This is a genomic window from Corynebacterium comes (assembly GCF_009734405.1).
Classification (GTDB): Bacteria; Actinomycetota; Actinomycetes; order Mycobacteriales; family Mycobacteriaceae; genus Corynebacterium; species Corynebacterium comes.
On record NZ_CP046453.1, the window covers coordinates 1,134,943 to 1,160,831 of the forward strand.

At 68.5% G+C, this 25,889-nt stretch carries 27 protein-coding genes; 19 read left to right on the forward strand and 8 right to left on the reverse strand.

All coding sequences use genetic code 11. The annotated features are described in order from the left end of the window. The first annotated feature begins 37 nt into the window (after positions 1-37). The 6 genes from CETAM_RS05495 (at position 38) to CETAM_RS05520 (ending at position 6,128) form a co-directional block, all read left to right on the forward strand. Positions 38-853 carry an NUDIX hydrolase gene (locus CETAM_RS05495; RefSeq protein ID WP_231587597.1) on the forward strand — a complete coding sequence of 272 codons (816 nt, stop codon included), beginning with the start codon at positions 38-40 and terminating at the stop codon, positions 851-853. Continuing rightward, a complete protein-coding gene (locus CETAM_RS05500; protein ID WP_156227737.1) occupies positions 853-2,013 on the forward strand; it encodes a THUMP-like domain-containing protein in 1,161 nt (386 codons plus the stop codon). The genes CETAM_RS05495 and CETAM_RS05500 overlap by 1 nt, the downstream gene beginning before the upstream one ends. A 104-nt stretch (positions 2,014-2,117) precedes the next feature. Next, positions 2,118-2,915: an electron transfer flavoprotein subunit beta/FixA family protein gene (locus tag CETAM_RS05505; RefSeq protein WP_156227739.1), complete on the forward strand. Its 798-nt coding sequence runs from the start codon at positions 2,118-2,120 to the stop codon at positions 2,913-2,915. Positions 2,916-2,947: 32 nt separating this feature from the next. Next, positions 2,948-3,898 (forward strand): electron transfer flavoprotein subunit alpha/FixB family protein, encoded by a 951-nt coding sequence (locus tag CETAM_RS05510; protein ID WP_156227741.1) that lies wholly within the window; start codon positions 2,948-2,950, stop codon positions 3,896-3,898. Beyond that, a complete protein-coding gene (locus CETAM_RS05515; protein ID WP_156227743.1) occupies positions 3,898-5,034 on the forward strand; it encodes a cysteine desulfurase family protein in 1,137 nt (378 codons plus the stop codon). The genes CETAM_RS05510 and CETAM_RS05515 overlap by 1 nt, the downstream gene beginning before the upstream one ends. A gap of 92 nt (positions 5,035-5,126) precedes the next feature. Next, the gene (locus CETAM_RS05520) at positions 5,127-6,128 is read left to right on the forward strand and encodes a glycoside hydrolase family 25 protein (protein WP_231587598.1); all 1,002 of its coding nucleotides are present in this window, start codon (positions 5,127-5,129) and stop codon (positions 6,126-6,128) included. Between the two features lie 81 nt (positions 6,129-6,209). On the opposite strand, the gene CETAM_RS05525 is transcribed toward CETAM_RS05520, so the two are convergent. Both CETAM_RS05525 and CETAM_RS05530 read right to left on the reverse strand, forming a co-directional pair. Next, complete coding sequence (locus tag CETAM_RS05525; protein ID WP_156227747.1) at positions 6,210-7,088, reverse strand: spermidine synthase; 879 nt, start codon at positions 7,086-7,088, stop codon at positions 6,210-6,212. 6 nt (positions 7,089-7,094) lie between these two features. Beyond that, positions 7,095-7,238 carry a hypothetical protein gene (locus CETAM_RS05530; RefSeq protein WP_156227749.1) on the reverse strand — a complete coding sequence of 48 codons (144 nt, stop codon included), beginning with the start codon at positions 7,236-7,238 and terminating at the stop codon, positions 7,095-7,097. 206 nt (positions 7,239-7,444) lie between these two features. On the opposite strand from CETAM_RS05530, the gene mnmA reads away from it, so the two are divergent. Together mnmA and CETAM_RS05540 are read left to right on the forward strand one after the other, a co-directional pair. Then, positions 7,445-8,530, forward strand: a complete 1,086-nt coding sequence (mnmA, locus tag CETAM_RS05535) for a tRNA 2-thiouridine(34) synthase MnmA (RefSeq protein WP_156227751.1) — start codon at positions 7,445-7,447, stop codon at positions 8,528-8,530. Then, a complete protein-coding gene (locus CETAM_RS05540; RefSeq protein WP_156227753.1) occupies positions 8,527-9,519 on the forward strand; it encodes a uroporphyrinogen decarboxylase/cobalamine-independent methonine synthase family protein in 993 nt (330 codons plus the stop codon). The genes mnmA and CETAM_RS05540 overlap by 4 nt, the downstream gene beginning before the upstream one ends. A gap of 7 nt (positions 9,520-9,526) precedes the next feature. Here CETAM_RS05540 and CETAM_RS05545 read toward each other — a convergent pair whose 3' ends face one another. Both CETAM_RS05545 and CETAM_RS05550 read right to left on the reverse strand, forming a co-directional pair. Further along, positions 9,527-10,261, reverse strand: coding sequence for an ABC transporter permease (locus tag CETAM_RS05545; RefSeq protein ID WP_156227755.1), 735 nt, complete (start codon positions 10,259-10,261; stop codon positions 9,527-9,529). Then, positions 10,258-10,977, reverse strand: coding sequence for an ABC transporter ATP-binding protein (locus tag CETAM_RS05550; RefSeq protein ID WP_156227757.1), 720 nt, complete (start codon positions 10,975-10,977; stop codon positions 10,258-10,260). Before CETAM_RS05550 ends, CETAM_RS05545 begins: the two co-directional genes overlap by 4 nt. A gap of 113 nt (positions 10,978-11,090) precedes the next feature. Here CETAM_RS05550 and CETAM_RS05555 point away from each other — a divergent pair, with 113 nt between their 5' ends. Beyond that, the gene (locus CETAM_RS05555) at positions 11,091-12,068 is read left to right on the forward strand and encodes an SLAC1 family transporter (RefSeq protein ID WP_156227759.1); all 978 of its coding nucleotides are present in this window, start codon (positions 11,091-11,093) and stop codon (positions 12,066-12,068) included. 7 nt (positions 12,069-12,075) lie between these two features. Here CETAM_RS05555 and CETAM_RS05560 read toward each other — a convergent pair whose 3' ends face one another. Further along, entirely contained in the window at positions 12,076-12,759 is a 684-nt protein-coding gene (locus CETAM_RS05560; RefSeq protein WP_197085804.1) for a 3'-5' exonuclease, read from the reverse strand. Between CETAM_RS05560 and ligA the strand changes: the two genes are divergently transcribed. Then, a complete protein-coding gene (ligA, locus tag CETAM_RS05565) occupies positions 12,758-14,881 on the forward strand; it encodes an NAD-dependent DNA ligase LigA (RefSeq protein ID WP_407923957.1) in 2,124 nt (707 codons plus the stop codon). The two genes, CETAM_RS05560 and ligA, sit on opposite strands and share 2 nt — an antisense overlap. 10 nt (positions 14,882-14,891) lie before the next feature. On the opposite strand, the gene CETAM_RS05570 is transcribed toward ligA, so the two are convergent. Next, positions 14,892-15,563 carry an ACT domain-containing protein gene (locus CETAM_RS05570; protein ID WP_156227763.1) on the reverse strand — a complete coding sequence of 224 codons (672 nt, stop codon included), beginning with the start codon at positions 15,561-15,563 and terminating at the stop codon, positions 14,892-14,894. Between the two features lie 160 nt (positions 15,564-15,723). Between CETAM_RS05570 and gatC the strand changes: the two genes are divergently transcribed. The 4 genes from gatC to CETAM_RS05590 all read left to right on the forward strand — a co-directional run bounded on the left by gatC (position 15,724) and on the right by CETAM_RS05590 (position 19,175). Beyond that, positions 15,724-16,020: an Asp-tRNA(Asn)/Glu-tRNA(Gln) amidotransferase subunit GatC gene (gatC, locus tag CETAM_RS05575; protein ID WP_156227765.1), complete on the forward strand. Its 297-nt coding sequence runs from the start codon at positions 15,724-15,726 to the stop codon at positions 16,018-16,020. A gap of 7 nt (positions 16,021-16,027) precedes the next feature. Beyond that, entirely contained in the window at positions 16,028-17,512 is a 1,485-nt protein-coding gene (gene gatA / locus CETAM_RS05580) for an Asp-tRNA(Asn)/Glu-tRNA(Gln) amidotransferase subunit GatA (protein WP_156227767.1), read from the forward strand. Between the two features lie 150 nt (positions 17,513-17,662). Further along, on the forward strand, positions 17,663-18,307 hold the full coding sequence (locus CETAM_RS05585; RefSeq protein WP_156227769.1) for a YczE/YyaS/YitT family protein: 645 nt from the start codon (positions 17,663-17,665) through the stop codon (positions 18,305-18,307). A gap of 91 nt (positions 18,308-18,398) precedes the next feature. Continuing rightward, positions 18,399-19,175, forward strand: coding sequence for a siderophore-interacting protein (locus tag CETAM_RS05590; protein ID WP_156227771.1), 777 nt, complete (start codon positions 18,399-18,401; stop codon positions 19,173-19,175). A 1-nt stretch (position 19,176) separates the two neighbouring features. On the opposite strand, the gene CETAM_RS05595 is transcribed toward CETAM_RS05590, so the two are convergent. Continuing rightward, on the reverse strand, positions 19,177-19,500 hold the full coding sequence (locus CETAM_RS05595; protein WP_156227773.1) for a hypothetical protein: 324 nt from the start codon (positions 19,498-19,500) through the stop codon (positions 19,177-19,179). 53 nt (positions 19,501-19,553) lie between these two features. Here CETAM_RS05595 and CETAM_RS05600 point away from each other — a divergent pair, with 53 nt between their 5' ends. Genes CETAM_RS05600 through CETAM_RS05610 form a run of 3 tightly spaced genes read left to right on the forward strand, consistent with a single transcriptional unit; the run spans position 19,554 to position 22,527 of the window. Next, positions 19,554-20,957: a DHA2 family efflux MFS transporter permease subunit gene (locus CETAM_RS05600; RefSeq protein WP_156227775.1), complete on the forward strand. Its 1,404-nt coding sequence runs from the start codon at positions 19,554-19,556 to the stop codon at positions 20,955-20,957. Between the two features lie 10 nt (positions 20,958-20,967). Continuing rightward, on the forward strand, positions 20,968-21,999 hold the full coding sequence (locus tag CETAM_RS05605) for a 6-phosphofructokinase (RefSeq protein WP_156227777.1): 1,032 nt from the start codon (positions 20,968-20,970) through the stop codon (positions 21,997-21,999). Continuing rightward, positions 22,000-22,527, forward strand: a complete 528-nt coding sequence (locus CETAM_RS05610) for a mismatch-specific DNA-glycosylase (protein ID WP_156227779.1) — start codon at positions 22,000-22,002, stop codon at positions 22,525-22,527. It begins immediately after the preceding gene. A gap of 70 nt (positions 22,528-22,597) precedes the next feature. Here the strand turns inward: CETAM_RS05610 and CETAM_RS05615 are convergent, their stop codons facing one another. Further along, positions 22,598-23,566 (reverse strand): PrpF domain-containing protein, encoded by a 969-nt coding sequence (locus CETAM_RS05615; protein WP_231587599.1) that lies wholly within the window; start codon positions 23,564-23,566, stop codon positions 22,598-22,600. A 31-nt stretch (positions 23,567-23,597) separates the two neighbouring features. Here CETAM_RS05615 and gatB point away from each other — a divergent pair, with 31 nt between their 5' ends. After that, positions 23,598-25,103, forward strand: coding sequence for an Asp-tRNA(Asn)/Glu-tRNA(Gln) amidotransferase subunit GatB (gene gatB, locus CETAM_RS05620; protein ID WP_156227783.1), 1,506 nt, complete (start codon positions 23,598-23,600; stop codon positions 25,101-25,103). Between the two features lie 190 nt (positions 25,104-25,293). Beyond that, positions 25,294-25,872 carry an NADPH-dependent F420 reductase gene (locus tag CETAM_RS05625; RefSeq protein WP_197085833.1) on the forward strand — a complete coding sequence of 193 codons (579 nt, stop codon included), beginning with the start codon at positions 25,294-25,296 and terminating at the stop codon, positions 25,870-25,872. Positions 25,873-25,889 lie beyond the last annotated feature (17 nt).

A 25,889-nucleotide genomic window follows, 5' to 3' on the forward strand; every position in this document is an offset into this window, starting at 1 on the left:
AAGTCCGTCCACCATGATCTGCGGAGGTGAATCAGCCATGCCCCATCGTCAGGCTCCCACCGGGTACGACCAGGCACGCCTGTCCACCACGGTCATCCTGGTGCGGGATTCCGATCAGGGGCTGCAGGTGTGGGCCCAGGAACGCGTCTCCACGATGCGCAACTACCCGGGCATGACCGTCTTCCCCGGCGGGGGGGTGGACCGCCGGGACCTGCCGTCCGGTCCGGGGGACGCCTCCGCGATGTGGACGGGGCAGCCCGTCGAGGAATTCGCCGTGCGCCTGGGGCTGACACCCGATCAGACCCACGCGGTCGTCTTCGCCGCGGTGCGGGAACTCTTCGAGGAGACCGGCACGCTGCTCGCCGTCCACGAGGACGGCAGCGCCATCGCCGACGTCACCCCGTACCACCAGGACCGGGTGGACCTCATCTCCCACCGCATCTCGCTGACGGACATGCTCACGGAGCATGACCTCCGGGTCTGCACCGACGGCCTGCGCCCGTGGGCCCGCTGGGTCGGGGGGTGGAAGAACCTGCACTGGTTCGACACCATCTCCTTCGTCGCCGTGGCACCGGAAGGACAGTCGCCGGACGGCGAGACCTCCGAGGCCGACGACGCCGGCTGGTTCTCGCCGCAGCTGCTTCTCGACGGCTGGCGTCACGGCCTCGTCCGCCTGGCCATCCCCACGTGGGCCCAGCTCTCGTTTCTGGCCGGGTTCCCCACGAGCACCGAGGCGCTCAGCGCCGCCGACGCCGCGGACCTGAGCCCGGTCGTCGGGGATCCCGTCGATGATCCGCGCTACGCCGAGTACTTCACCACCTCCTGGGTGGACCGGATCCGGCCGACGTACTGATGGCCTTCACGCTCGAGGAGATCGCCTTCCTGGCGACCCACACAGACGACATCCGCGAGGCCACCGACGGCCTGGCGCTGACCCGCAGCAGCATGCTCTCCGATGCCGCGTCGCTGCGCCAACGCTTCGGCGAGCGCGGCCGCGCCGTGACGGAGCTGACACAGGCCCGCCGCTCGGCCACCACCAACGGCAAGTTTCCCGCCCACTGGCTCACGGACCTCGACGCCGCCCAGCAGGCCACCCCGCAGGTGGTCGCCGCCGAACGCGCCCGACGCCTGCGCCGCGTCCTCGGCGGCGACGGCCTGATCCATGACGTGACCTGCTCGGTGGGGACGGAGGGGGCGTCCATAACTGAGGAGGGTCTGGGCTACCTGGGTAGCGACCTTGACGCGGCCCGCCTGCGGATGGCACGGCACAACCTCGGCGACGGCGCGTGGCTGGTCCGCGCTGACGCCCTCGTGCCGGTGAGCAGGGGAGCGGACGTCATCGTGGCCGATCCCGCGCGCCGGGCGGGTGGTCGACGCATCACCCACCCGGATCAGCTGCTTCCGCCGCTGCCGGACCTGCTGGACGCCTGGCCCGGGCAGGAACTGGCGGTGAAGTGCGCGCCGGGTCTGGACTTCTCCGACTGGGATGGGCTGGTGAGCCTGGTCAGCGTGGACGGCGGCGTCAAGGAGGCCTGCCTGTACACACCGGGGCTCTCGGAGGGACTGCGGCGTGAGGCCGTGGTGATCACCCGCGGGGAGACCGATCGGATCACCGATTCTGAACCGGACGGTATCGGGGCGGGTGCGCCGGGGCGTTTCCTCATTGACCCGGACGGGGCGATCGTGCGCGCCGGGCTGGTGCGGCACTACGCCTTCCGGGAGGGGCTGTGGATGCTCGACGAGCGCATCGCGTACCTCACCGGCGATGAGATCCCGGCCGGTCGCAGCGGTTTCGAGATCCTCGAGATCGTCCCGCTGAAGAAGCTCAAGGCCGCCCTGAACAGCCATGATGCGGGCAGCCTGGAGATCCTCGTGCGGGGAGTGGACGTCGACCCGGACGTCCTGCGCAAGAAGCTGAAGCTGAAGGGGAAGGCGCCGATGTCGGTGGTCTGCACCCGGATCGGCACGCAGGGTGTGGCACTGGTCTGCGGCCCGCGGCAGTCAGGAAACTAAGGGTTGCCTGACCTGGCTGTCCCGGTCCTAGAGTAGACTTTTCGCTGATGAACTTCAGGTCCAACCAAAGGACCATCTCACTCCCCGTCGAAAGGTGAATGCCGATGCCCGCCATCGTGGTACTCGTCAAGCATGTTCCGGACACCTGGTCCCAGAAGGCCCTCGAGGCAGACAACACCCTGGACCGCGTCAACGTCGACTCAGTCATCGACGAGATCAACGAGTTCGCCATGGAGCAGGCACTGCAACTGCGTGACGACAACCCCGACGCCGCTTACCGCGTCATCGCCCTGACGACGGGGCCGGCGGGTGCCGATGAAACCCTGCGCAAGGCCCTGGCCATGGGCGCCGACGATGCGCTCCATGTCCTCGACGAGGCCATCGCCGGCTCCGACCTGCTGGGCACCGCCTGGGTGCTCACCAACGCGATCAACACCGTCGGAGACGTCGCGCTCATCGTCGCCGGCAACGCCTCCTCCGACGGCGCCATGGGCGCACTGCCGGGCATCCTCGCCGAGTACCGGCAGGTCCCGGCGCTGACCAACGTCCGTTCCGTGGCGGTGGACGGCCAGACCATCACCGGTGTGCGGGAAACCGCCGAGGGACGTTTCGAACTCTCCGCCCAGCTGCCGGCGATCGTGTCCGTCACCGACAAGGCACCGAAGCCGCGCTTCCCCAACTTCAAGGGCCTCATGGCCGCGAAGAAGCACGACGTCACCGTCCTCGACATCGCCGCCATCGGCGTCGCCGCCGGGCAGGTCGGCCTGGCGCACGCCGCCACCGCAGTCACGGCAGCCGCCACCCGCCCGGTGCGGGAATCCGGCGACGTCATCAGCGGCGCCGACGGGGATGCCGCCGCCGGCCGCATCGCCGAGTTCCTCGCCGCCGAGAAGTTCCTCTGATCCACCTCGACCCATCTCTAGGGAGTACATCCATGTCCACTGTCTATGTCCTGGTCGAGCACACCGGTTCCGGGCTCGCCGCCACCACCGCAGAACTGATCACCGCCGCCCGCCCGCTGGGTGAGGTCGCCGCCGTCGTCGTCGGCGCCCCCGGAGTCACGCAGGCCCTCGCTCCGGCCCTGGCCGAGGCCGGCGCCGCCACGGTGATCGCCGCCGAGTCCGCCGACGTCCCCGAGCGCCTCATCCTGCCGCAGGTCGACGCCCTGGCCACCCTCGCCGCCACCAACCCCGGCCCGATCGTCATCTCCGCCGGTGTGCCCGGCAACGAGATCGCCGGCCGCCTGGCCGCCCGTCTGGCCTCGGGTGTCCTGTGCGACGTCGTGGGCATCAACGCCGACCGCACCGCCGCCCAGTCCATCTTCGGTGACCAGGTGCAGGTCTCCGCGGCCGTCGGCGGAGCCAACCCGATCTTCACCCTGCGCGCCGGCGCCGTCGAGGCCGCCCCGGTCGCCGCCGCCGGGGCCGTCGCCACCCTGGCTCTGCCCGCCGCCACCGCCAAAGACGTCACCGTCACCGGTTTCACCCCGGCCGAGCGCGGTTCCCGGCCCGACCTCACCCAGGCGAAGGTGGTCATCGCCGCCGGCCGCGGCGTGGGTTCCAGGGAGGGGATGGAGCTGGTGGAGCAGCTCGCCGACTCCCTCGGCGGCGCCGTCGGCGTCACGCGTGACGCGGTGGACCTCGAGTACTACGACGGCACGTACCAGATCGGCCAGACCGGTGTGACCGTGTCCCCGGATCTCTACATCGGTCTGGGCGTCTCGGGTGCCATCCAGCACACCTCCGGCATGCAGACCGCGAAGAAGATCATCGTGGTCAACAACGACGAGGACGCGCCGATCTTCCAGATCGCCGACCTCGGTGTCGTCGGGGACCTCTTCGAGGTGGTCCCTGCGCTGATCAACGAGATCGACCAGCGCAGGTAATGCCGACCCCGCGCCACTACCTCGACCACGCCGCGACCACGCCCATGCGGCAGAGCGCCGTCGACGCGTGGGTCGAGCACGCCGGCGCGATGAACCCGGGCGGGCAGTACACCTCCGGCCGTGCCGCCCGCCGCGTGCTCGATGACGCCCGCGATCTCATCGCCGGGCTCCTCGGCGCCGATCCCGCGGAGGTCATCTTCACGGCCTCCGGCACCGAGGCCGACAACCTGGCGGTGACGGGACTCTACCGCGCCTCCGATCGTGCCCGGGTGGTGTCCACGCCGATCGAACACCCCGCAGTGCTGGGGCCTGTCAAGGCTCTGGGCTTGTCCGGGGCGGAAGTGGAGCTCCTGCCCGTCGGTTCCGACGGCCGGGTCGCGGACCTCGGCGCACTGGACATCCCGGCGGCCGTGGCCTGCTGCATGTGGGCCAACAACGAGACCGGCGCGCTCCAGCCCATCGATCGGGTCATCGAGCGGGCTTCCGGCGCGGGCACCCCCGTGCATGTCGACGCCGTCCAGGTCGTCGGCCACCTGCCGGTGGACTTCCACGCGCTCGGCGCCACGACGTTGGCCGCCAGCGCGCACAAGTTCGGCGGACCCCGCAGCGCCGGGCTGCTCCTGGCGAAGCGTTCCCCGGCGCCGCTTCCGGTCCTGCACGGCGGAGGCCAGGAGCGTGGTATCCGGCCGGGCACCCTCGACGTCGCCTCCGCCGCAGCCATGGCGGCGGCGCTCGAGGAGGCCGTCGGCGAGATCCCTTCCGAGGCCGTCCGGCTGGCCGCACTGCGTGAACGGCTGCGCGAAGGCATCCTCGGCCGGGTCGGTGACGTCCTGGTCCACACCACCGAACCCGCCCTGCCCGGGCACCTGCACCTCTCCTTCCCCGGCGCGGAGGGCGACAGCCTGATCATGCTTCTCGACGCCGCCGGCATCGAGGCCTCCACCGGTTCCGCCTGCGCCAGCGGGGTCAACCGCGCCAGCCATGTGCTGCTGGCGCAGGGGGTCAGTGAGCATGACACCCGCGGGGCGGTGCGTTTCACGCTGGGACGCACCACCACCGTGGGCGACGTTGAGGCGGTGTTGGGCGTCATCGCGGAGGTGGTGGAGCGGGCGCGTCTGGCGGGCATGGCCGGCTGAGTCCGACGCTGTTGAGGATGTTTCTGGAGTGAAACATGTGACGGATGTGATCTCATGCGTTAGCTTTGATACTCATGAAGGTTCTCCGTCGAATGACCGCTGTCCTCACATCCGCCACCCTCGCGCTGACCCTGTCCGGCATCCCGGCCACCGCCTTCTCCTCGGTGGCACCCTCGGGCATCGACGTCTCCGGTCACCAGCGCGGCGACGGCGCCCCCATCCAGTGGCGGGAGGTCGCCGCTGACGGTCAGCGTTTCGCCTTCATCAAGGCGAGCGAAGGGGAGGGCTGGGTCAACCCCCACTACCTCGAGGACGTCCACGCCGCCCATCAGGCCGGACTGCTCGTGGGTACCTACCACTACGCCCGCCCGGCCGGCGATGCCCGCGCCCAGGCCGCCCATTACGCGGCCACCCTCGCCGCCGCCCCGAGCCACTCCCTGCCCCCGGTCCTGGACATCGAGGTGGATGAAGGCCTCGACCCCGGGCAGCTGCAGAACTGGGTCCGTGACTTCCTCGGCGAGACCGAGCGACTCACCGGACGCAGCCCGATGATCTACACCTACCGCTACTTCTGGCGCGAGCACCTCAACGACACCGACCAGTTCACCCGCCACCCGCTGTGGCTGGCGGCCTACCAGAACCATGTCCCGGAGACCGTCGGCGGCTGGAACCAGCTCACCTTCTGGCAGCGTTCCGACGTCGGCCGCGTCCCCGGCGTCAACGGGCCCGTGGACCTCAACCTCTTCAACGGCACCGAGGCACAGCTCAACGACTTCGTCGGCGGCAACCACGTCAACCTGGGCGGCGTGCTGGAATCCGGCACCGGCCCCGCCGTCCTGGACACCCTCGGTGGCGAGAACACCGCGCTGACGGCCCTCATCCTCGCGGTCGAGTCGGGTCTCCTGCCCCCCGACGCACTGACGGGTGCGGCCGAACAGGCGGGCATCGACCCGGTGGTGGCCGGCGACATCGCCAACCGCGTCCGTGGACTTCTGGAATCCGGTGAACTGCCCCTCGACGACCTGCTGGTCATGGCGGAGAACCCCGACTACTCCATCGGCGACCTGCTCATTCTCCTGACGAACGCGAGCTGAGCCGATCAGTTCCAGCCGGAGGCATCTCCGACCCCTTATCCTTGGGCACGATCGTGCCGATCAGCGTGGATCCGTGCTCTGTCAGGAAGGAATGTCGGGGCCGTCGGCACGCGGAGCGGTCCCGCGGAACAGCGCCCTCGTCCACGCCTCATCCTTGTAGTGGGCGGGCACCGCGCCGCCGAGCAGCACCCTCGCCAGCGACGCCGCCCCGGTGGACCCCTCTGCCGGAAGCTCACGGTCACTGCCGATGAGGATGATGTTGCCGTAGCGGCGGCCCTTGAGCATCGGCGGGTCGGCGATCACCGCGACGTGGTCGAACACCTCCGCCATGCCGGCCAGCTCCGCCCGGGTGGCCATCAGGCTGGAGTAGTCACCGCAGTTGGCCACGTACAAACCACCCGGGATCAGGGCGGCGTGGGCGGCGCGGAAGAAGGACGGCGTCGTCAAGCTGGCGGGGGTCTTAGCGCCGGCGAACACATCCCGGATGATGACCTCGCGGCTGGCGGGGTAGAAATCCCCGGTGATCTCGCCGGCCTCGCCGACCCGGATCTTCACCGTGGGTGCGCGCGGAATGTCGAACCATTCCCGCACGTAGGCGGCGAGTCTGGCGTCGAGCTCCACGACGGTGTGGCGGGACTTCGGCCAGAGATCGGCGAAATAACGGGCCATGGAACACGCCGCACCGCCCAGGTGGGTGACCCGCAGCGAATCCGGGTCAAGATGGGACGCCACCTGCTGCTCCACGATGGCGGCGATCCAGCGCATGTACTCGAACTCCAGGACCTCGGGGCGGCCGATCTGCACGTGGGAGGAGGGCACCCCGTTGATCATCAGAGTCCAGGCGTCCGGGAAGAAGTCGTCGGGGACGAGCTCGGCGGTGCCGGTGGAGATCTCATAGGTGCCGGCGACGGCACCCGTGGTGGGAGTGGTGGGGGAGGAACGGCGATTCTTAGGTGTCATGGTCTTCTATGGTCTCAGGTGCGGGTGGGCGGCGATGCCACCGGTTCGGGCGGGTCCGTTGTCCGGGGACAGCTCAGCCAGAGCGTAGAGCATGCGCATCTGCTGGTCGGTGACCCCCCGGAACGAGGGGGCGTGGATCTGAATGCCCACTAACCTTGAGGACGTGCCCGGCGGGGAGGGCCGGGAGGCAGGGACATCTGTGGATGCTCGAGAACATCAGTGGCCCTCTGGAAGTACTGGAAGTTTGCCTCCAGTGCAGAACCAGCAGATCCTCCGGGAGTTTCGGATCGGAGGTCCGGGGGATTACTCTGCAGGATTGACAGTTATAAGAGTGTGAGAGGAACAGGAGGAGGCACATGCGCGTACTGGCTGCCATGAGCGGCGGCGTCGATTCGGCGGTGGCCGCATCGAGGATGGTGGAGGCGGGCCACGACGTCGTCGGCGTCCACCTCGCGCTCTCACGCGATCCGCAGGCCGTGCGCGAGTCCTCCCGCGGCTGCTGCTCCCTGGAGGACTCCGCGGACGCGCGCCGGGTGTGCGACAAGCTGGGCATCCCCTTCTACGTGTGGGACTTCTCCGACCGCTTCAAGGCCGACGTCATCGACGACTTCGTCGAGTCCTACGCCCGCGGCGAAACCCCCAATCCCTGCCTGCGCTGCAACGAGAAGATCAAGTTCGCGGCGTTGCTCGACCGCGCGGTGGCCCTCGGCTTCGATGCGGTGGCCACCGGCCACTACGCCGTCATCGACGCCGACGGCCACCTCCGCCGCTCCTCCGACGAGCACAAGGACCAGTCCTATGTGCTGGGTGTGCTCACCCGCGACGAGCTCGACCGCTGCCTCTTCCCCGTCGGCGACACCCCCAAGCCGCAGATCCGCGAGGAGGCCGCCGCCCGCGGCTTCTCGGTGGCCCGCAAGCCGGACTCCTATGACATCTGCTTCATCCCCGACGGCAACACCCAGGCCTTCCTCGGCGCACGCATCGGCCTGCGCCCCGGCCTGGTCGTGGACCAGGAGGGCCACGAGCTCCGCGAGCACGACGGCGCCTGGAATTTCACCATCGGTCAGCGCAAGGGCCTGGACCTGCGGGACCCCGCCGCCGACGGCCGCCCGCGCTACGTCACCGACATCGACGCCGCCACCGGCACCGTCACCGTCGGCCCGCGAGCCGCACTCTCGGTGGGAGTCATCCACGCCGACCGGCTCAAGGTGCTCCACCCGGAGATGGTCGGCTCCCTCGAGGCCATCGTCCAGGTCCGCGCCCACGGCGGCATCAGCCCCTGCCGCGCGTCGATCCAGGGAGACCAGATGACGCTGCTTCTCGACGAACCCCTCCAGGGCGTCGCCCGCGGCCAGGCCGCCGTCCTCTACCTCCCGGATCCGGACGGCCAGGGGGACGTGGTCCTCGGCTCCGGCACCATCTGCGGGACGGAAACCCTGTGACCGCCTACGGACTGGGCCCGCTGCCCGGCACCTCGATCCCCGGGGCCGCCGACGTCATCCTCTCCGAGACCGGCGACCTCCCGCACCTGCCCGAGCTGCCCGACCGGGGATTGGGTTCAGACCCGGTGGGACGCACCGCCGGACTGTTGGAGGCCGTCATCGTCGACCGGGGGCCCCGCTCCTGGATCATGACCGATCGCCCGCAGCTGCTCACCCGCCGCACCTGGGACCTGCTCAACCGGGACCTCGACGAGCTCGAGGAGGCCTGGGGCACCACGATCCCGAACCTCAAGGTCCAGATCACCGGACCGTGGACCCTCGCCGCCGGGATCGAACTGGCCAACGGGCACCGGGTGATCACCGACCGGGGAGCATTACGCGATCTCACCGACGCACTCATCGAGGGCGTCAACCAACACGTCCGTGACGTGGCCACCCGATTCCATGCGGACGTCACCGTGCAGATCGACGAACCCGACCTGCCGGACATCTCCGGCGGACTGCGGGGTGCCACGGCCTTCAACCCCGTCCGGCCCGTCAACCCGAAGGACCTGGCGGAACGCCTGGCTCACGTGGTCGAGGGACTCGACTCCGAGCACGTCATGCTCAACCAGACCGGTTACGCACCCCTGTGGGACGTGGCCCGTGACAGTGGGGCGCAGACGGTCCTGATCACCCTCGACCAGGTGACGGGTACGGAACAACTCGACGGCCTCGGCCAGACAGTGAGCGCCGGCACCCGCATCGGCCTGGGGGTGACAGGTCCGGAGGACCGCGTCGACGAACTGCTCGCCCGCCCCCGGGAGCGGGCCGTCGCCGTCGCCCGGTTCTGGGAGCAGCTCGGCCTGGACCCGCGGTGGTTGACCGATCGTGTCGACGTCCACCCGCGCGCCGGAATCACCCACGGCACCGTCACACAGGCGGCCCAGGCCTACCGGATGGCCGCAGCCGTGGAGAAGATGCTGCGCACGGACGCCGGGGACCTCTGACCCCGGGTCACCGGGTGCGCCGCGGCATCGTCACCGCCGCCAGGGCCAGGAAGACGAGCGCGAAACCGATGCATATCGCGGTGTTCTGTGCGACGTCGCGGCTGAAGCCGGAGCGCGCTGCCTCGGTGGCGGCCTCTACGGCATAGGACAACGGCATGGCGTCGGAAAGCCAGCGCAGCAGTTCGGGGAGCTGCGCGCGGGGAACAAGGAGTCCGCACAGCAGGATCTGCGGGATGATCAGCACCGGCATGAGCTGAACCGCCTGGAACTCGGAACGCGCGAACGCGGAGCCGAGCAACCCCAGGGACAGGCCTGTCACCCCCGTCGCCCCGGCGATGAGCGCCAGAATCCACCACTCGGCATGGGAGGTGACGTTCATGAACAGGTCCATCACCGCGACCAGGATCAGCGATTGGAGGACGGCGAGGAGACCGAACGCGAGCGCATAACCGCCGATGAAATCACCCCGGTGCAGGCGGGTGGTCCACAGTCGCTCGAGAGTGCCGTTCGCGCGTTCGCGCTGCATGGTCACCGACGACACGATGAACATCAGCGACATGGGGAGGACGACCGTCATGACGACGCCGACGACGTTGAACAGCTGCGGGTTGTCCTGATAGATGAAGTAGAACAGTGTGAGCAGCAGCACCGGGACGACCAGGAGCAGAGCCATCGACCGGGGGTCGGCACGTAGTTGCCGCAGGACCCGGCCGGCGGTGGCGGTGAGCAGGGTGGGGTTCATCGTGCGGGCCTCTCGACGGTGGCGAGGAAAGCGTCCTCGAAGCTCTGTGTGCCGGTGCTCTCGAGCAGCTCGGCGGGCACACCCCGCCAGATGATCTCGCCCGCGCGCATGAGCAGCAGGAGATCGCACCGGCCCGCCTCCTCCATGACGTGGCTGGACACGATGAGTGTGCGGCCCTCATCGGCCAGCGAGTGGAAATTGCGCCACAGCTGGGCCCGGATCACGGGGTCCAGACCGACGGTCGGCTCGTCCATGATCAGCAGCTCCGGTTCGCCCACGAGCGCGGCGCCCAAGGACGCCCGTCCGCGTTGGCCACCTGAGAGGTCACTGACCCGGTCGCCGCGGACATCCTCCAGGCCGAGCTTCTCCACCACCCCGCCCGCGGCCCCGCCCGCCAGCCGGGCGAAGTAGGCGAGGTTCTCGTCCACCGTGAGTTCGGGGTAGAGGCTGGGGGACTGGGTGACGTACCCGATCCGACTCCGCAGGGAAGAATCACCGGCGGGGCAGCCCAGCACCTGCAGCTCACCGGTGAAGCGCTGCAGCCCGGACATGGTGCGCATCAGGGTGGTTTTGCCGCAGCCCGAGGGGCCGAACAGGCCTGTGATGGAGCCGGCGGGGATCCGGAAGTCCAGGCTGTGCAGGACAGGGGTGGGCCGACGGCGTGATCCCCGGGTCACGTTCAGACCCCGGGCCTCGACCGCGGTGGACATCGTCATGCAGCAAGCGTCCCTCACGCGTTGCCGATGGTCAACAGCTCAGCTACCGTCGCTGCAAGTAAATGAGGGGCTGATTGATTAGTCCGCGAACATAGCCCCTAAGGTCGAGGATCATGCCCCGTTACCCGCTCCCGCCGCTCGGCCCCGCCTGGGCAGGCAGCGTCATGGGTACCTCACTGGCGGCCACCATGACGCACATCCACGGGGCCACCTTTCTCAGCCCGTTGCTGCTGGGCGTCGCCAGCCTTATCTTCCTGTCCGTGAGTGTCGGCTGGCTGCAGCACGCCAACCCCCATTTCACCCAGCCCTACATGGGACCCTGGGGCATGTATTTCATGGGCGTGCTGGCACTGGGTGCCGCCTGGACCCGGGTCACCGGCAGCTGGGGATGGCAGCTGGTCACCTGGTTGGTCGCCACCCCCTTTGCCCTGGTGATCTGTCTCTGGCAGCTCAGGCAGTTCCACGGCGCCCCGACCTTCTTCTGGGGCCTGTCGCTGGTTCCGCCGATGGTTTCCGCCAACTCCGGTGCGCAGCTCGTCGAATCCGGTGTGCTGGAAGGCCACTGGGCCGGCGCCGTGTGGCTGGTGGCCTTCGCCGGTTTCCTCCTCAGCATGGTCACGGCACTGCCCGTCTTCGCGCGTGTGTATCTCGAACTCCTCCGGGGCAGGCTCTACCTCCCGCCCGGGCTGACCGGTACCGCATGGATCCCGTTGGGCATCGTCGGCCAGTCCACCGCTGTCGCCATCCTGCTCAGTCACAACCCCCTGGGCAACGGCGGTGGCGGCAGCCGGGAGTTCATCGGCATCGCCGTCGGCTACGTCATGTTCGCCCTCGGGGTGCCCATGGCACTGTACGCGGCCTGGCGCTTCTGGCGGGACATTCTCACCTGGCCCGGTTATTACCCCGGCTGGTGGGGTTCGGTGTTCCCCGCCGGCACCTGCACCCTGGGCAGCTACCAGCTGGCGCAGGTCACGGGGCTCGGCTGGTGGAACTGGGTGAGCCTGGTGTGGCTGACCGTCCTGCTCTTCCACTGGTCGGTCTGCGCGTTGCGGGCCCTGGCACACGTCCACGAGGTGAACAGGGCCGGATAGGGGAGGCCTAGCCCTGCATCGGCCAGCTGGTGTTCACGGTGGAGGGGTCCTTGCCCTGGCCCTCGAGGTAGCGGGCGAAGTCACTCTGCCGGTCGTGGTAGCCGACTGCCTGGAACTCCATGAGCTCGCCCCCGTTCATACGGCTGATCTCCGGCCATTTGCGCGTCTGCTTCCACGCGATGCGGGCGGCCGCCAGGGCGTCGGCGGTCGCCTCGTGGGCGTTACCCAGCTCCACGCCGTAGTGCTCGCACATCGCCGTGAGAGTGCGGCTGCCCTTCCGGTACGGGTCCTTGATCCTGTCCACCGTGTACGGGTCGAAGACAGGTCCGGTGACGGTGAAATCGCCGGTGAGCTGGCGCAGCACCGTCAGATCGTAGCTGGCGTTGAACACGATCAGGGTCAGGCCATCCGCCCACGCCTGTTTGATCTGCTGCACCGTCTCCGCGAGCACCTCATCATGCGGACGACCCTCCGCGCGGGCCTTCTCCGTGGTGATGCCGTGGATCTTCGCCGCACCCTCGGGGATCTCGATCCCGGGGTCTGCGAGGTGTTCGACGGCGTCGACCGAGCGGCCGTCGATGCGCACCAGCGCCGAGGTCACGATCCTGGCCTCCAGGGGGTTGGCGGAAGTGGTCTCGAGATCGAAGGAGAACATGCGGGTCGCGTCGAAGCCGGTTGAGGTGTTCGTCATGGAATCCACCCTAGACCCTGGCCCCGACACAACATCTCCGGGCAACATCCCGCCAGTAGACTCGGGTGCTGTGACTGAGTCTGTGAGTAACCTCGACCCCGAGCTGCGCCGCCAGTGGAATGAACTGGCCGAGGAGGTCCGCCGCCACCGGGACCTCTACTACAACGCGAAGCCCGAGATCCCGGACGCCGACTTCGACGAGATCTTCCGGCGCCTGCAGAGGCTGGAGGAGGAGCACCCCGAGCTCGCGGTCCCGGAGAGCCCCACCATGGAGGTCGGCGCCCCCACGGCCGTGACCTCCACCTTCGCCAACGTCGAGCACCTCGAACGGATGATGAGCCTGGACAACGTCTTCGACGAGGACGAGCTCAGGGAGTGGCTCACCCGCACCCCGAGCGAGACCTATCTCGCCGAGCTGAAGATCGACGGGCTGTCCCTTGCGCTGGTCTACCGCGACGGTCGTCTCGAACGTGCCGCCACCCGCGGCGACGGCCGGGTGGGCGAGGACGTCACCGCCAACGCCCGGGTCATCGACGACATCCCGCACGAGCTCACCGCCACCGGGGAGTTCCCCGTGCCTGCGTTGCTGGAGGTGCGCGGCGAGGTGTTCATCGCCATCGAGGACTTCGCCGAGGTCAACGAGCTGCGGCAGGTCGAGGGCGGGAAACCCTTCGCCAACCCCCGCAACGCGGCTGCGGGATCCCTGCGCCAGAAGAACCCGGAGGACGTGCGCAAGCGTCGCCTGAGGATGATCTCCCACGGCCTCGGCGCCCGCGAAGGCTTCAGCCCCGTCTCCCAGCACGACGCCTACCGGGCGCTCGCCGCCTGGGGCCTGCCCGTCAGCCCCTACACGGAGCAGATCCATTCGGTCGAGGAGGTGGTGTCGAAGGTCCGCTACTGGGCAGAGCACCGCCACGACGCCGACCACGAGATGGACGGGCTGGTGGTCAAGGTGGATTCCTACGCCGAGCAGCGCGCCCTCGGAGCCACCTCACGCGCGCCCCGCTGGGCGATCGCCTACAAGTACCCGCCGGAGGAGGTGACCACGAAGCTGCTGGACATCCAGGTCGGCGTCGGCCGCACCGGACGTGTCACCCCCTTCGCGGTGATGAGGCCCGTGTTCGTCGCAGGTTCAACCGTCTCCATGGCCACCCTGCACAACCAGACCGAGGTGCAGCGCAAGGGCGTGCTCATCGGAGACACCGTGGTCATCCGCAAGGCGGGCGAGATCATCCCCGAGGTCCTCGGCCCGGTGGTGGAGAAACGCGACGGCTCCGAGCGCGGGTTCATCTTCCCCACCCTGTGCCCCTCCTGCGGCACCCGCCTGGCCCCGCAGAAGGAGGGTGACGCCGACTGGCGCTGCCCCAACACCCGCTCCTGCCCGGCGCAGCTGTCCTCGCGTCTGACCTACCTCGCGGGCCGGGGCGCCTTCGACATCGAGGCGCTGGGGGAGAAGGGTGCCCAGGATCTCATCCGTACCGGCATCCTCAGCGACGAATCCGAGCTCTTCGACCTGACGGCGGAGAAACTGCTGGCCTCGAAGGTCTACACCACCAAGACCGGCAAGGTGAACGCCTCCGGTGAGAAGCTGCTGGCCAACCTCGCGGAGGCCAGGAACACGGAGCTGTGGCGGGTGATCGTGGCGCTGTCGATCCGCCACGTCGGCCCGACCGCCGCCCGGGCGCTGGCCACCCGATACCGTTCCCTGCCTGTGCTTATCGACGCCCCCGCGGAAGACATCGCCGACACCGACGGCGTCGGCGCCATCATCGCCGCATCCTTCAAGTCCTGGTTCGAGGTCGACTGGCACCGCGAACTCGTCGATCGCTGGGCCGCCGCCGGCGTGACCATGGCGGAGACCGGCGGCGACGTCGCAGACCGGACGCTGGAGGGGTTGACCATCGTGGTCACCGGCTCGTTGGAGGGCTTCTCCCGCGACGGGGCCAAGGAGGCGATCATCTCCCGGGGCGGCAGGGCGTCGGGCTCGGTGTCGAAGAAGACCGACTTCGTCGTCGTGGGCGAGAACGCCGGCTCCAAGGAGACGAAGGCCCGCGACCTGGGCCTGACCATCCTCGACGAGGCCGGCTTCGTCAGGCTTCTGGAGACCGGTTCGGCGGAGTAGCTGCGCAGCTTCAGGCCAGGATCGCGCCGACGATGCGGCCGATGTGGCCGAGGTGCTCGACCTCGGTGGCCAGGAAATCCGGTCCACCGGCACGTCCGACGACCAGGACCATGCCGGTGGCGCCGATGGGGGTGGCCGCGAGAGCGGAATCCAGCAGCCCCCAGGACTCGGGCACCCATTCCTCGGCCTCGGGGTTGAGGGTGCGGGCGCGGGGGACGTCGACGTCGACGGGGGAGGAGCCGTCATCCTCGGGAGCCGCCTGGGAAGCGGCGATCCGGGTGATGGGTGTGCCGGGGGCGGTGTGGTCGAGCACGACCGCCCAGGAGGCGGTCATGGACCGCGGGATGACGGTCACCAGCTCCTGCATCGCACGCGGAAGGTTGCGGGCGTGGGAGGCCACCTCGGCGAGCATCTGAATCTGACCGCGGCGGTCGACACGACCGGAGAACGGCCTGATGGAGTCGACCAGGACGCCGTCGACCGTGTTGGCGGCGGTGATCAGGGTGTCGGCCATTGCCCCGTTGGGGAGGGTCACCACGATGTCGTCCATCACCGTGCCGTCCGGGAAGGTCTCGACGACGTCGACGGACTGGATGCTGCCGTCCGCCAGTCCTATCGCTTCCGCGAGCTGCCCGAGGCTTCCCGGGACATCCGGGAGCAGAACACGGATCAGAAAAGACATGGTGGTGGAGACTCCCTTTCCGGGGCAAATTAATTCGGGGTAACTCCATCATAGATAACGTTCGACATATGCCGTCCGGGTACCTCGGATAAGTTCCGGCCACGGGCCTGCAGTAGCATGGGGAAGGTTCATTTAACGATGCGTAAAGGATGTAGTCCCCGTGTCCGAAATTTCACGTGATGAGGTCGCCCACCTCGCCATGTTGTCCCGACTCGCTCTGAGCGAGGAGGAGCTCAAGCTGTTCGCTGAGCAGATCGACGAGATCGTCGATGCCGTCTCCGCCGTACAGAAGGTCGACACCGAGGGGGTTGAGCCCATGAGCCACCCGCACTCGATCGCGACCGCCATGCGTGCCGACGTCGTGGTGCCCACCCTCACCGCCGCACAGGCCCTTGACCAGGCCCCTGCGGTCGAGGACGGCCGTTTCATGGTTCCGCAGATCCTGGGTGAGGAGTAACCCCGACATGACCACCTACACTTTGCCCGAATCCGGGCTGACCTCCCTCAGCGCCGCTGAACTTGCGGAGAAGATCCATTCCCGTGAGGTCTCCTCCCGCGAGGTGACCCAGGCCCACCTGGACCGCATCGCCGAGACCGACGGGGAGATCAACGCCTTCCTGCATGTCGGCGCCGAGGCCGCCCTGCAGGCGGCCGACGACGTGGACAAGCGTCTCGACGCAGGCGAGGCCCCCGCCTCGCCTCTCACGGGCGTGCCGCTGGCACTCAAGGACGTCATCGTGACCACGGATGCGCCGACGACCGGTGCATCGAAGATCCTCGAGGGCTGGATGAGCCCCTACGACGCGACGGTGACCCGCAAGCTCCGCGAGGCGGGTATCCCCATCCTGGGTAAGACCAACCTGGATGAGCTGGCCATGGGTTCCTCCACGGAGAACTCCGCGTTCGGCCCCACCCGCAATCCCTACGACCTGGAACGCACCCCCGGTGGCTCCGGTGGCGGTTCCGCCGCGGCGCTCGCGGCCGGGCAGGCCCCGCTGGCGATCGGCACCGACACCGGCGGCTCCATCCGCCAGCCGGCCGCCCTGACCAACACCGTCGGTGTGAAGCCGACCTACGGCACCGTCTCCCGCTACGGGCTCATCGCCGCTGCCTCCTCCCTCGAGCAGGCCGGCCCCACCGCCCGCACGGTTCTCGACGCCGCCCTCCTCCACGAGGTCATCGCCGGGCACGACCTGTTCGACGCCACCACCGTCGACCGTCCGATCGCCGGTGTCGTCGCCGCGGCCCGCGAGGGTGCATCCGGCGACCTCAGGGGCCTCAAGGTCGGTGTGGTCAAGCAGTTCGACCGCGACGGCTGGCAGCCCGGCGTGATGAGCAGCTACCATGCCTCCCTCGACCAGCTCACCGGGCAGGGCGCAGAGGTCATCGAGGTCGACTGCCCTCACTTCGATGACGCCCTGGCCGCGTACTACCTGATCATGCCGTGTGAGGTCTCCTCCAACCTGGCCCGCCTGGACGGCATGCGTTACGGCCTGCGCGTCGGCGATGACGGCACCCACTCCGCCGACGAGGTCATGGCGCTGACCCGCGCCGCCGGCTTCGGCGACGAGGTCAAGCGCCGCATCATCCTGGGCACCTACGCGCTGTCCGTCGGGTACTTCGACGCCTACTACCTGCAGGCACAGCGCGTGCGTACCCTCATCGCGCAGGACTTCGCCAGGGCCTTCGAGAAGGTCGATGTCCTGGTCACGCCCACGACCCCGTCCACCGCGTTCAAACTGGGGGAGAAGGTCGCCGACCCGGTCGAGATGTACAACTTCGACCTGTGCACCCTGCCGCTGAACCTGGCGGGCCTGTGCGGCATGTCCGTGCCCGCCGGTTTCGCGGAGGACTCCGGCATGCCGGTGGGCCTGCAGATCATGGCCCCGGCCTTCGCCGATGACCGTCTCTACCGCGTCGGTGCGGCATTCGAGGCCGGTCGCAGCTGACCGGACAGTTCAGGGCGATCACCGCAGTCCCCGCAGGGGCGTCGGTGGTCGCCCCTTCTGCTTTTGTGGGCAGAGGCCGATACACTGCTCCGACATGGTCAACTTCCTCTCCCGTCCACAGGCGGGCCGGGTCACCACCGTGAGTCCCCGGTGATCCTGCGTCAGTTGCGCCGGGTGCTGGTGTTCACGTTAGGCATCTTCATCATGTCCCTGGGCGTGGCGGCTTCCGTGCGCGCGGCCCTGGGCACCGCGCCGATCACTTCGTTTCCGACGGTCCTGTCGCTGGCCACCCCGCTCAGCGTGGGCACCTACAGCGTGCTGTTCAACGTGCTGATGCTGGTGATCGTGATCATCCTGCAGCGCCGGAAATTTCCGCCCGTCCAGTTGCTGCAGCTGCCGGTGGCCTTCCTGTTCGGCTGGTTCATTGACCTGGCCATGTCGCTGACCTGGTGGCTCGAGCCCTCGAACTATGCCGTGCAGTGGGTGTGGACCATCATCGGCGTGGTCCTCATCGCCGTCGGCGTCTACATCGAGGTGCAGCCCAGGCTGACCTACATCCCCGCGGACGGACTGATCACGGTGATCACGACGATGTCCAGGGCGCCGTTCGGCAAGGTGAAGATGATCTTCGACTGGACCCTGGTGAGCATCTCGGCGCTGCTCTCCCTGGTGCTGATGGGCAGCCTCCAGGGTGTGCGCGAGGGCACCGTGTTCGCTGCTTTCGCGGTCGGCGCCCTGGTGCGGGTGATCGGGAACCTGCATGATCGCTGGCGTCTGGAACGCCGGCAGGAATAGCCGGGTGCGTCGGGGACCCCGCAGCGGCACTTACCTCCGGGACGGTCTCCTGGTAGGTTAGGGTCACCTAATTACAGTCAGGAGATTGTCCATGACCACCCCCACCCGCCCGAACCGCCCGCGACGCACCGCCACGGTGACCCATGTCCGGCGACTCACCGACGAGCTGGTCCGCATCAGCTTCCATTGCCCGGACCTGATCGGCGCGGATCTGCCCCACACCGACCACTACGTCAAGTTCATTTTCGGCGGCGAAGATCAGCCACGGCCGGTCACCCGCACCTACACGTTCCGCCGCATCAACACCCGGACCGGGCTTTTCGACGTCGACTTCGTCACCCACGGATCCGCAGGCCTGGCCGGCCCGTGGGCGCAGCGGGCGAAGACGGGGGACATCCTCACCTTCCAGGGCCCCGGCGGAGCATGGCGTCCCGCAGAGGATTACGGGCACTTCGTCTTCGTCGGCGATGAGTCGGCGGCGCCGGCGATAGCGGCGGGCGTGGAAAAGCTCCCCGCAGGAGCGACGGCGGACGTCTACGTGGAGATCGCCGACGCCGGCTCAACCTTCGAGATGCCGGAACCCGAGGGCGTGAGACTGCACTGGGTGCCGCGCAACGGGGCGACCCACGGCACGAAACTCTCGGCGGCCGTGCGCTCGGCCGGGATCCCGCATCAGCGCACCAGCTGGTTCGTGCACGGAGTGGCGGAGATGCTCAAGGAGCTGCGCCGTTTCCTGTTCCTCGACAGCGGCGTGCCGCGGGAGGACGTCTCCATCTCCGGCTACTGGCGGATCGGCATGACCGAGGACCAGTGGCAGGAGTCGAAGAGGGAGTTCAACGCGGAGCTGGAGGCAGCTGAGGCCGGCTAGATTATTTCGCGTCGGAGAGCGCGTAGGCGGCGCCCGCGGCGACGACCGTGACCGCCCCGACCGCCGGCCAGGAGCCGATCTTCTTCGCCAGGGGGTGGGAGGCTCCGAAGGAGACTACGTACAGGGAGGTCAGCGCCGCGGTGGTCGCCGGGTTGGTCTTGGCCAGCCAGGAGCGGGCGGCCCAGCCGCCGGCGGCTGCGAGTACCGCACCACCCAGGGGGCGGATGCCCGTCTCGCGGGCGGTGAGCCAGCCACCGAGCAGACCAAGCGATACGACGGCTGCGGTGGAGACGTTCTCGGGGGATTTGATGTCGATCATTGCCATGGGGGACAGCCTACGGGAGGGGTCGGGGGAGGGGCAGGACTAGAGTTCTCGCCATGAGCACCACCCCCGCCCCGTCGACGGTACTGCCCCCACCCCAGGCCTGGCGGGCACTTGCCGCGCTGTGTCTGGGCTTCTTCATGATCCTCCTGGACCAGACCATCGTCGCTGTGGCGACCCCGGGCATCATGGCGGACTTCGGCGCGCGCCTCGACCAGGTCGTGTGGGTGACGTCGATCTACCTGCTGTGTCTGGTGGTCCCGCTGCTGTTCACCGGCCGCCTGGGCGACAGGTTCGGTCAGCGCACGCTCTTCCGGTTCGGCGTGGTCGTGTTCACGGTCGCGGCGCTGGGTTCGATGCTGGCACCCACCCTGGAACTGCTCATCCTGGCGCGCGGGGCGCAGGGCGTGGGCGCGGCGATCCTCACCCCGCAGACGATGAGCGTGATCAACCGTGTCTTCCCCCGCGAGCGGCGGGGCGCGGCACTGGGTGCCTGGGGTGCGGTCGGCTCGGTCGCCAGCCTCGTCGGCCCCGTGCTCGGCGGCTTCGTCGTGGGCGAGTTCGGCTGGCGGGGCGTGTTCCTCGTCCACCTGCCGGTCGGTGTCCTCGCGTTCATCCTCGCCGGACTGTGGGTGCCCCGGCTGCCCACCTTCGCCCGGCAGATCGACCCGGTGTCGGTGGTCGTCTCCCTGCTGGGCATGGTTTCCCTGGTCGTGGCGATCCAACAGGGGCCGGGCCTCGACTGGCCGGCCTGGTCGTTGGCGCTGCTTTCTGCCGGTGTGGCGCTGACCGGTCTGTTCATCCGTCTCCAGTCGACGGCGTTCCGGCGGGGGACCGAACCTCTCGTCCCGCTGGAGATCTTCCGCAACCGGAACTACTCACTCGGTGTGTTCTCGATCGCGACCATGGGTTTCGCGGTCTCCTCCATCATGTTGCCCATCATGCTCTGGCTCCAGGACGGCCGGAGCCTGAGCTCGCAGCAGGCCGGCCTCATGCTCATCCCCATGGCCGTGGTCGCCGGTGTCTTCTCCCCGTTGATCGGCCGGGCCGCCGACCGTATCCATCCCCGTGCCCTGTCCGTCACCGGCTTCGGCTCGATGATCGTCGCGCTGGTGCTCACCTCCCTGGTGATGCTTTCCGACGCCCCCGTCATCCTCTTCCTCCTCTCCGCCGTCCTGCTGGGTGTGGGCAACGCCCTGGTGTGGGCGCCGAACTCCGCAACGGCCATGCGCTCGGTCGAGATCGCCCACATGGGTGCCGCCTCCGGTGTGTACAACACCTCCCGCCAGACAGGGGCCGTCCTCGGTGCCGCTTCAGTGGGTGCCGCGATGCAGGTCGGGGCGGAGTTGAACGGATTCATCCCGGGACTGGCCGGCGCGCTTCTCCTTCCGGCGGCGGTCCTGGTGCTCGGTCTGGTGGCGGTCGCGTTCTTCCGTGCTGATCCCACATCCGCGGGCTAGAGTAGTGCGCATGCGACTTGCCACCCTCACGTCCGGCGGCGACTGCCCCGGCCTCAACGCCGTCATCCGCAGTATTGTCCGTACCGCCAGCGCCGAGTTCGGCTCCACTGTCGTCGGCTACGAGGATGGCTGGGTGGGCCTCCTGGAGGACCGCCGGATCGACCTCTACGACGATGAACACATCGACCGCATCCTCCTGCGGGGCGGCACGATCCTGGGCACCGGTCGTCTGCACCCGGACAAGTTCAAGGCCGGAATCGACCGGATCAAGGGGAACCTGGCCGACGCAGGCATCGACGCCCTCATCCCGATCGGCGGCGAAGGCACCCTGAAGGGCGCAAAGTGGCTGGCGGACAACGGGATCCCTGTCGTCGGTGTGCCCAAGACCATCGACAATGACGTCAACGGCACCGACTACACCTTCGGTTTCGACACCGCCGTGGCCGTCGCCACCGACGCCGTCGATCGCCTGCACACCACCGCCGAGTCCCACAACCGCATCCTCATCGTGGAGGTCATGGGCCGCCACGTCGGCTGGATCGCCCTCCACGCGGGCATGGCGGGCGGCGCCCACTACACCGTGATCCCCGAGGTCCCCTTCGACATCGCGGAGATCTGCAAGAAGATGGAACGCCGCTTCCAGATGGGGGAGAAGTACGGGATCATCGTCGTCGCCGAGGGTGCCGCCCCCATGGAGGGCACCATGGAGATGAAGTCCGGCGGCGTCGACCAGTTCGGGCACGAGACGTTCACCGGCATCGGCCAGCAGATCGCCGACGAGATCCATGACCGCCTGGGCCACGACGTCCGCACCACCGTCCTCGGACACATCCAGCGCGGTGGCACCCCGACCGCCTTCGACCGTGTGCTGGCCACCCGCTACGGCGTGCGCGCCACCCGCTCCGCCCACCGTGGAGAGTTCGGTACGAGTGTCGCGCTGCACGGCGAGCGGATCGTCAACATCCCGCTCCAGGAGGCCGTCGGCGTGCTCAAGACCGTGCCGATGGACCGCTGGGTCACCGCCCAGGCCATGTTCGGCTAGGTGCACGACCTCAACCTCGGTTCCTGTCGGCTGCTCATCGTGGGCATCAACCCCGGGCTCTGGACGGAGCGTGTCGACGCCCCCTTCGCCCGGCCGGGCAACCGCTTCTGGCCGGCGCTGCACGCCGCAGGAATCACGCAGTGGCTTGTCGACGCCCGCGAGGGGCTCAGCCACGAGGATGCCGCCATGCTCGCCCGCCGCGGACTGGGCTTCACCAACGTCGTCGCCCGCGCCACGGCAGTCGCCTCGGAGCTGAGCCGGGAGGAGATCCGCGCGGGCGGGGCCGCGTTGGATTCACTGGTCGCGGAGCAGCGCGCGGCCCGGGGTGGCCCGCAGCTGGTCATGGTGGCGGGCATCGGCGTCTACCGCACGGCGTTCTCCCGACCGAAGGCCCGCGTGGGCCTGCAGGATCACAGCATCGGTGGCGCCGAGACCTGGGTCGTGCCCAACCCCAGCGGACTCAACGCCCATGAGACCGTCGATTCCCTGGCGCGCGCGTACGCGCAGGTCTATGCCCGTCTCACCTGACCTGGCGGCATGGAGAGCATTCACGTCAGCCTTGTCATCCACGCCGACGTGGCCGCTGTAGGACGTGACCTCAGCAGGCTGAAGGAAATCCTGGAGGGGGTGTAGCCTCGCCCCTCATGATGATCCGCGCGGTGCGGGCCAGCGCCACCCACTCCAGGCTGTCGCCGTTGACGCGCGTTGAGACCGTCACTGTTCCTTTCGGGTGGATCAGTTCCACCTCCGGGGCCGGGGGGAGGTCGATGACCGTGCCGCCCAGAGCGACGGCCGCCCCCAGTGCGAGGATGCCCGTCGCGGGCAGGGCGTGGTGGAATCTTCCCAGGGAGGTCATCCGGACCCGGAGTCGGCCGCCTGCAGGTTCGACCAGCGCGACCCGGGGAATGGCGGGGGAGTCCGGGATGCCCATCACCCGTCCCGCGGCAGTCCGGAGCGTTTCGAGCCTTTCCAGGGACACATCGGGCAGGTCTGCGGCACGCGCGATGACGACGGGGTTCGCCACGTCGATGAGGGTGACCTCCACACCGTCGATCACGCTCATCCGGCCACAGGGGAAGATCTCGCCGGTCTTCTCGCCTCCGGGGTGGAGGAATCGGACGTCGATACGCGCGGATGCATCGGCGAGTCGGCCGTCGACAAGCGGATGGGAGAGCTCGAGCAGGGAATCGGTGTTGAGGTTGCGGACCCGGACAACGGCGTGGTCGCCGGATCGGTGGAGCATGCCCTCGTCGAGCGCGTAGGCGGAAACCGCCGCGGAGATGTTGCCGCAGTTGCCCGCCCAGTCGACGACCGGCCCGGTGGGGGAGACCTGGGCGAAGAGGCTCTCCAGGTCGGCGTCGGGGCGTGTCGAGGGGCCGACGAACATGACCTTGCTGTTCGAGGACACACCGCCGCCGAGACCGTCGACGGCCACGGGGTCCGGCGAACCGATGAGCCGCAGACACAGTTCGTCGCGTGCCGCCGTGTCCGCGGGCAGCTCCGACATCGGGAGGAACACGGCGCGGCTGGTGCCACCACGGACGATGGAGACGGGGACGGTGCTCATGACCCGGAAGCCTAGCGCTAGACTGTCTGCCATGACTGCCGCGATTCATGAGTTGATGGACTTTGACGAGGTCCTGGAGAAGTTCGACCCCGTCATGGGCCTTGAGGTCCATGTCGAACTTGCCACGGAGACCAAGATGTTCTCCACCAGCTCCGCGCACTTCGGTGCCGAGCCCAACTCCAACGTCGACCCCGTCTCCCTCGGCCTGCCCGGCGCCCTGCCGGTGGTCAACGCCAAGGGCGTCGAATGGGCCATCAAGATCGGCCTGGCGCTGAACTGCACCATCGCCGAGTCCTCCCGCTTCGCCCGGAAGAACTACTTCTACCCGGACCAGCCGAAGGGCTACCAGATCTCCCAGTATGACGAGCCGATCGCCTACAACGGCTACCTCGACATCGTGCTGGACGACGGTACGGAGTGGCGCGTCGAGATCGAGCGTTCCCACATGGAGGAGGACACCGGCAAGCTCACCCACGTCGGCGGCCAGTCCGGCCGCATCCACGGTGCGACCACCTCCCTCGTCGACTGCAACCGCGCCGGCGTTCCCCTGATCGAGATCGTGACCAAGCCGATCGAGGGGGCCGGCGCCCGCGCCCCCGAGATCGCCCGCGCCTACGTCACTGCGTTGCGTGAGCTCGTCGCCGCCCTCGGGGTCTCCGACGCCCGCATGGACCAGGGTTCCATGCGCGTGGACTCCAACCTCTCCCTGCGTCCGATCGGTCAGGAGGAGTTCGGTACCCGTACCGAGACCAAGAACATCAACTCGCTCAAGTCCGTCGAGCAGGCCGTGCGCTACGAGATGATGCGCCAGGCCGCGGCCATCGTCAACGGCGAGGAGATCGTCCAGGAGACCCGCCACTACCAGGAGCTCGACGGCTCCACCCGTAAGGGCCGTCCGAAGGAGTCCGCCGAGGACTACCGCTACTTCAACGACCCGGACCTCCCGCCGGTCATCGCGCCGAAGGAGTGGGTCGAGGAGATCCGGGCCACCCTGCCGGAGCTCCCGTGGATCCGCCGCGCCCGCATCCAGGCAGAGTGGGGGCTCGGTGACGCCGAGATGCGTGACCTCGTCAACGTCGGCGCGCTCAACGCCATCATCGACACCGTGGAAGAAGGCGCCACCCCGGATGAGGCCCGCGCCTGGTGGGGCAACTACATCGCCGCCAAGGCACGTGAGACCGACACCGAGCTCAGTGCCATGCCGATCACCCCCGCCCACGTCGCCCGCGTCATCGCCCTGGTCAAGGAGGGCAAGCTGACCACCAAGCTCGGCCGTCAGGCCGTCGACGGCGTCCTCGCGGGTGAGGGGGATGTCGACGAGGTCATCGCCGCCCGTGGGCTCGAGGTCGTGCGTGACGACGGCGCCATCGAGGCCGCCGTCGATGAGGCCCTCGCCGCGAACCCGGGCATCGTGGAGAAGTACCGCGCGGGCAACACCAAGGTCACCGGCGCGATCGTCGGCGCAGTGATGAAGGCGACCCGCGGCAAGGCCGATCCGGCCCAGGTGAACAAGCTCATCGCGGAGAAGCTGGCCTGACCGGAGAAAGTCTCCTGAGCAGGCGTTCCCGCCTGTCTCAGGTTTCTTTTTTCCGAAAGGGTTGAAATTTCAACCATTGGGGTCTAGGGTGGGAATCGTGATCAGAGACCTCATCAACAAACTCTTCGGTAAGAACGTCCAGCCCGCCATGACCGCCCAGCAGCGAGACACCCACAAGGAGAACAACACCATGACCAACTACACCATCTTCGGTACCGGCAACATGGCCACCGCGATCGCGGGCGTGCTCACCAACGGTGGCGCCACCGTCACCCTGATTTCCCGCGAGGACTCCGCCACCGCCCCTCTCGACGGCGACGTCGTCGTCTTCGCCGTGCCTTACCCGGCCGTCGAGGAGATCCTCGCCAACCGCAGTGCGGAGCTGTCCGGCAAGACGGTCATCGACATCACCAACCCGCTCAACTTCGACACCTTCGATGAGCTGGTCGTGCCGGTCGGTTCCTCCGCTGCCGCCGAGATCCAGGCCAAGCTGCCCGACTCGTCGGTCCTCAAGGCCTTCAACACCACCTTCGCCGCCACCCTGAGCACCGGTAAGGTCGGCGACCTGACCACCACCGTCCTGGTGGCCGGTGACGACGAGGCGGCCAAGGCCGCTCTCGTCGAGGACGTCACCGCCGGTGGCCTCGACGCGCTGGACGCCGGCAGCCTCAAGCGCGCACATGAGCTCGAGGCCGTCGGATTCCTGCAGCTGACCCTGGCCGGTGCGGAGAAGATCGGCTGGACCGGCGGTTTCGGCCTCGTCAAGTAAGCACCCGTCTCGACACC

Coding starts and splice junctions, on each gene's coding strand:
- CETAM_RS05495 (WP_231587597.1), top strand. CDS start 38: ATGCCCCATCGTCAGGCTCCCACCGGGTACGACCAGGCACGCCTGTCC.
- CETAM_RS05500 (WP_156227737.1), top strand. CDS start 853: ATGGCCTTCACGCTCGAGGAGATCGCCTTCCTGGCGACCCACACAGAC.
- CETAM_RS05505 (WP_156227739.1), top strand. CDS start 2,118: ATGCCCGCCATCGTGGTACTCGTCAAGCATGTTCCGGACACCTGGTCC.
- CETAM_RS05510 (WP_156227741.1), top strand. CDS start 2,948: ATGTCCACTGTCTATGTCCTGGTCGAGCACACCGGTTCCGGGCTCGCC.
- CETAM_RS05515 (WP_156227743.1), top strand. CDS start 3,898: ATGCCGACCCCGCGCCACTACCTCGACCACGCCGCGACCACGCCCATG.
- CETAM_RS05520 (WP_231587598.1), top strand. CDS start 5,127: ATGACCGCTGTCCTCACATCCGCCACCCTCGCGCTGACCCTGTCCGGC.
- CETAM_RS05525 (WP_156227747.1), bottom strand. CDS start 7,088: ATGACACCTAAGAATCGCCGTTCCTCCCCCACCACTCCCACCACGGGT.
- mnmA (WP_156227751.1), top strand. CDS start 7,445: ATGCGCGTACTGGCTGCCATGAGCGGCGGCGTCGATTCGGCGGTGGCC.
- CETAM_RS05545 (WP_156227755.1), bottom strand. CDS start 10,261: ATGAACCCCACCCTGCTCACCGCCACCGCCGGCCGGGTCCTGCGGCAA.
- CETAM_RS05550 (WP_156227757.1), bottom strand. CDS start 10,977: ATGACGATGTCCACCGCGGTCGAGGCCCGGGGTCTGAACGTGACCCGG.
- CETAM_RS05555 (WP_156227759.1), top strand. CDS start 11,091: ATGCCCCGTTACCCGCTCCCGCCGCTCGGCCCCGCCTGGGCAGGCAGC.
- ligA (WP_407923957.1), top strand. CDS start 12,758: ATGGAATCCACCCTAGACCCTGGCCCCGACACAACATCTCCGGGCAAC.
- CETAM_RS05560 (WP_197085804.1), bottom strand. CDS start 12,759: ATGACGAACACCTCAACCGGCTTCGACGCGACCCGCATGTTCTCCTTC.
- CETAM_RS05570 (WP_156227763.1), bottom strand. CDS start 15,563: ATGTCTTTTCTGATCCGTGTTCTGCTCCCGGATGTCCCGGGAAGCCTC.
- gatA (WP_156227767.1), top strand. CDS start 16,028: ATGACCACCTACACTTTGCCCGAATCCGGGCTGACCTCCCTCAGCGCC.
- CETAM_RS05590 (WP_156227771.1), top strand. CDS start 18,399: ATGACCACCCCCACCCGCCCGAACCGCCCGCGACGCACCGCCACGGTG.
- CETAM_RS05595 (WP_156227773.1), bottom strand. CDS start 19,500: ATGGCAATGATCGACATCAAATCCCCCGAGAACGTCTCCACCGCAGCC.
- CETAM_RS05600 (WP_156227775.1), top strand. CDS start 19,554: ATGAGCACCACCCCCGCCCCGTCGACGGTACTGCCCCCACCCCAGGCC.
- CETAM_RS05605 (WP_156227777.1), top strand. CDS start 20,968: ATGCGACTTGCCACCCTCACGTCCGGCGGCGACTGCCCCGGCCTCAAC.
- CETAM_RS05615 (WP_231587599.1), bottom strand. CDS start 23,566: ATGAGCACCGTCCCCGTCTCCATCGTCCGTGGTGGCACCAGCCGCGCC.
- gatB (WP_156227783.1), top strand. CDS start 23,598: ATGACTGCCGCGATTCATGAGTTGATGGACTTTGACGAGGTCCTGGAG.
- CETAM_RS05625 (WP_197085833.1), top strand. CDS start 25,294: ATGACCAACTACACCATCTTCGGTACCGGCAACATGGCCACCGCGATC.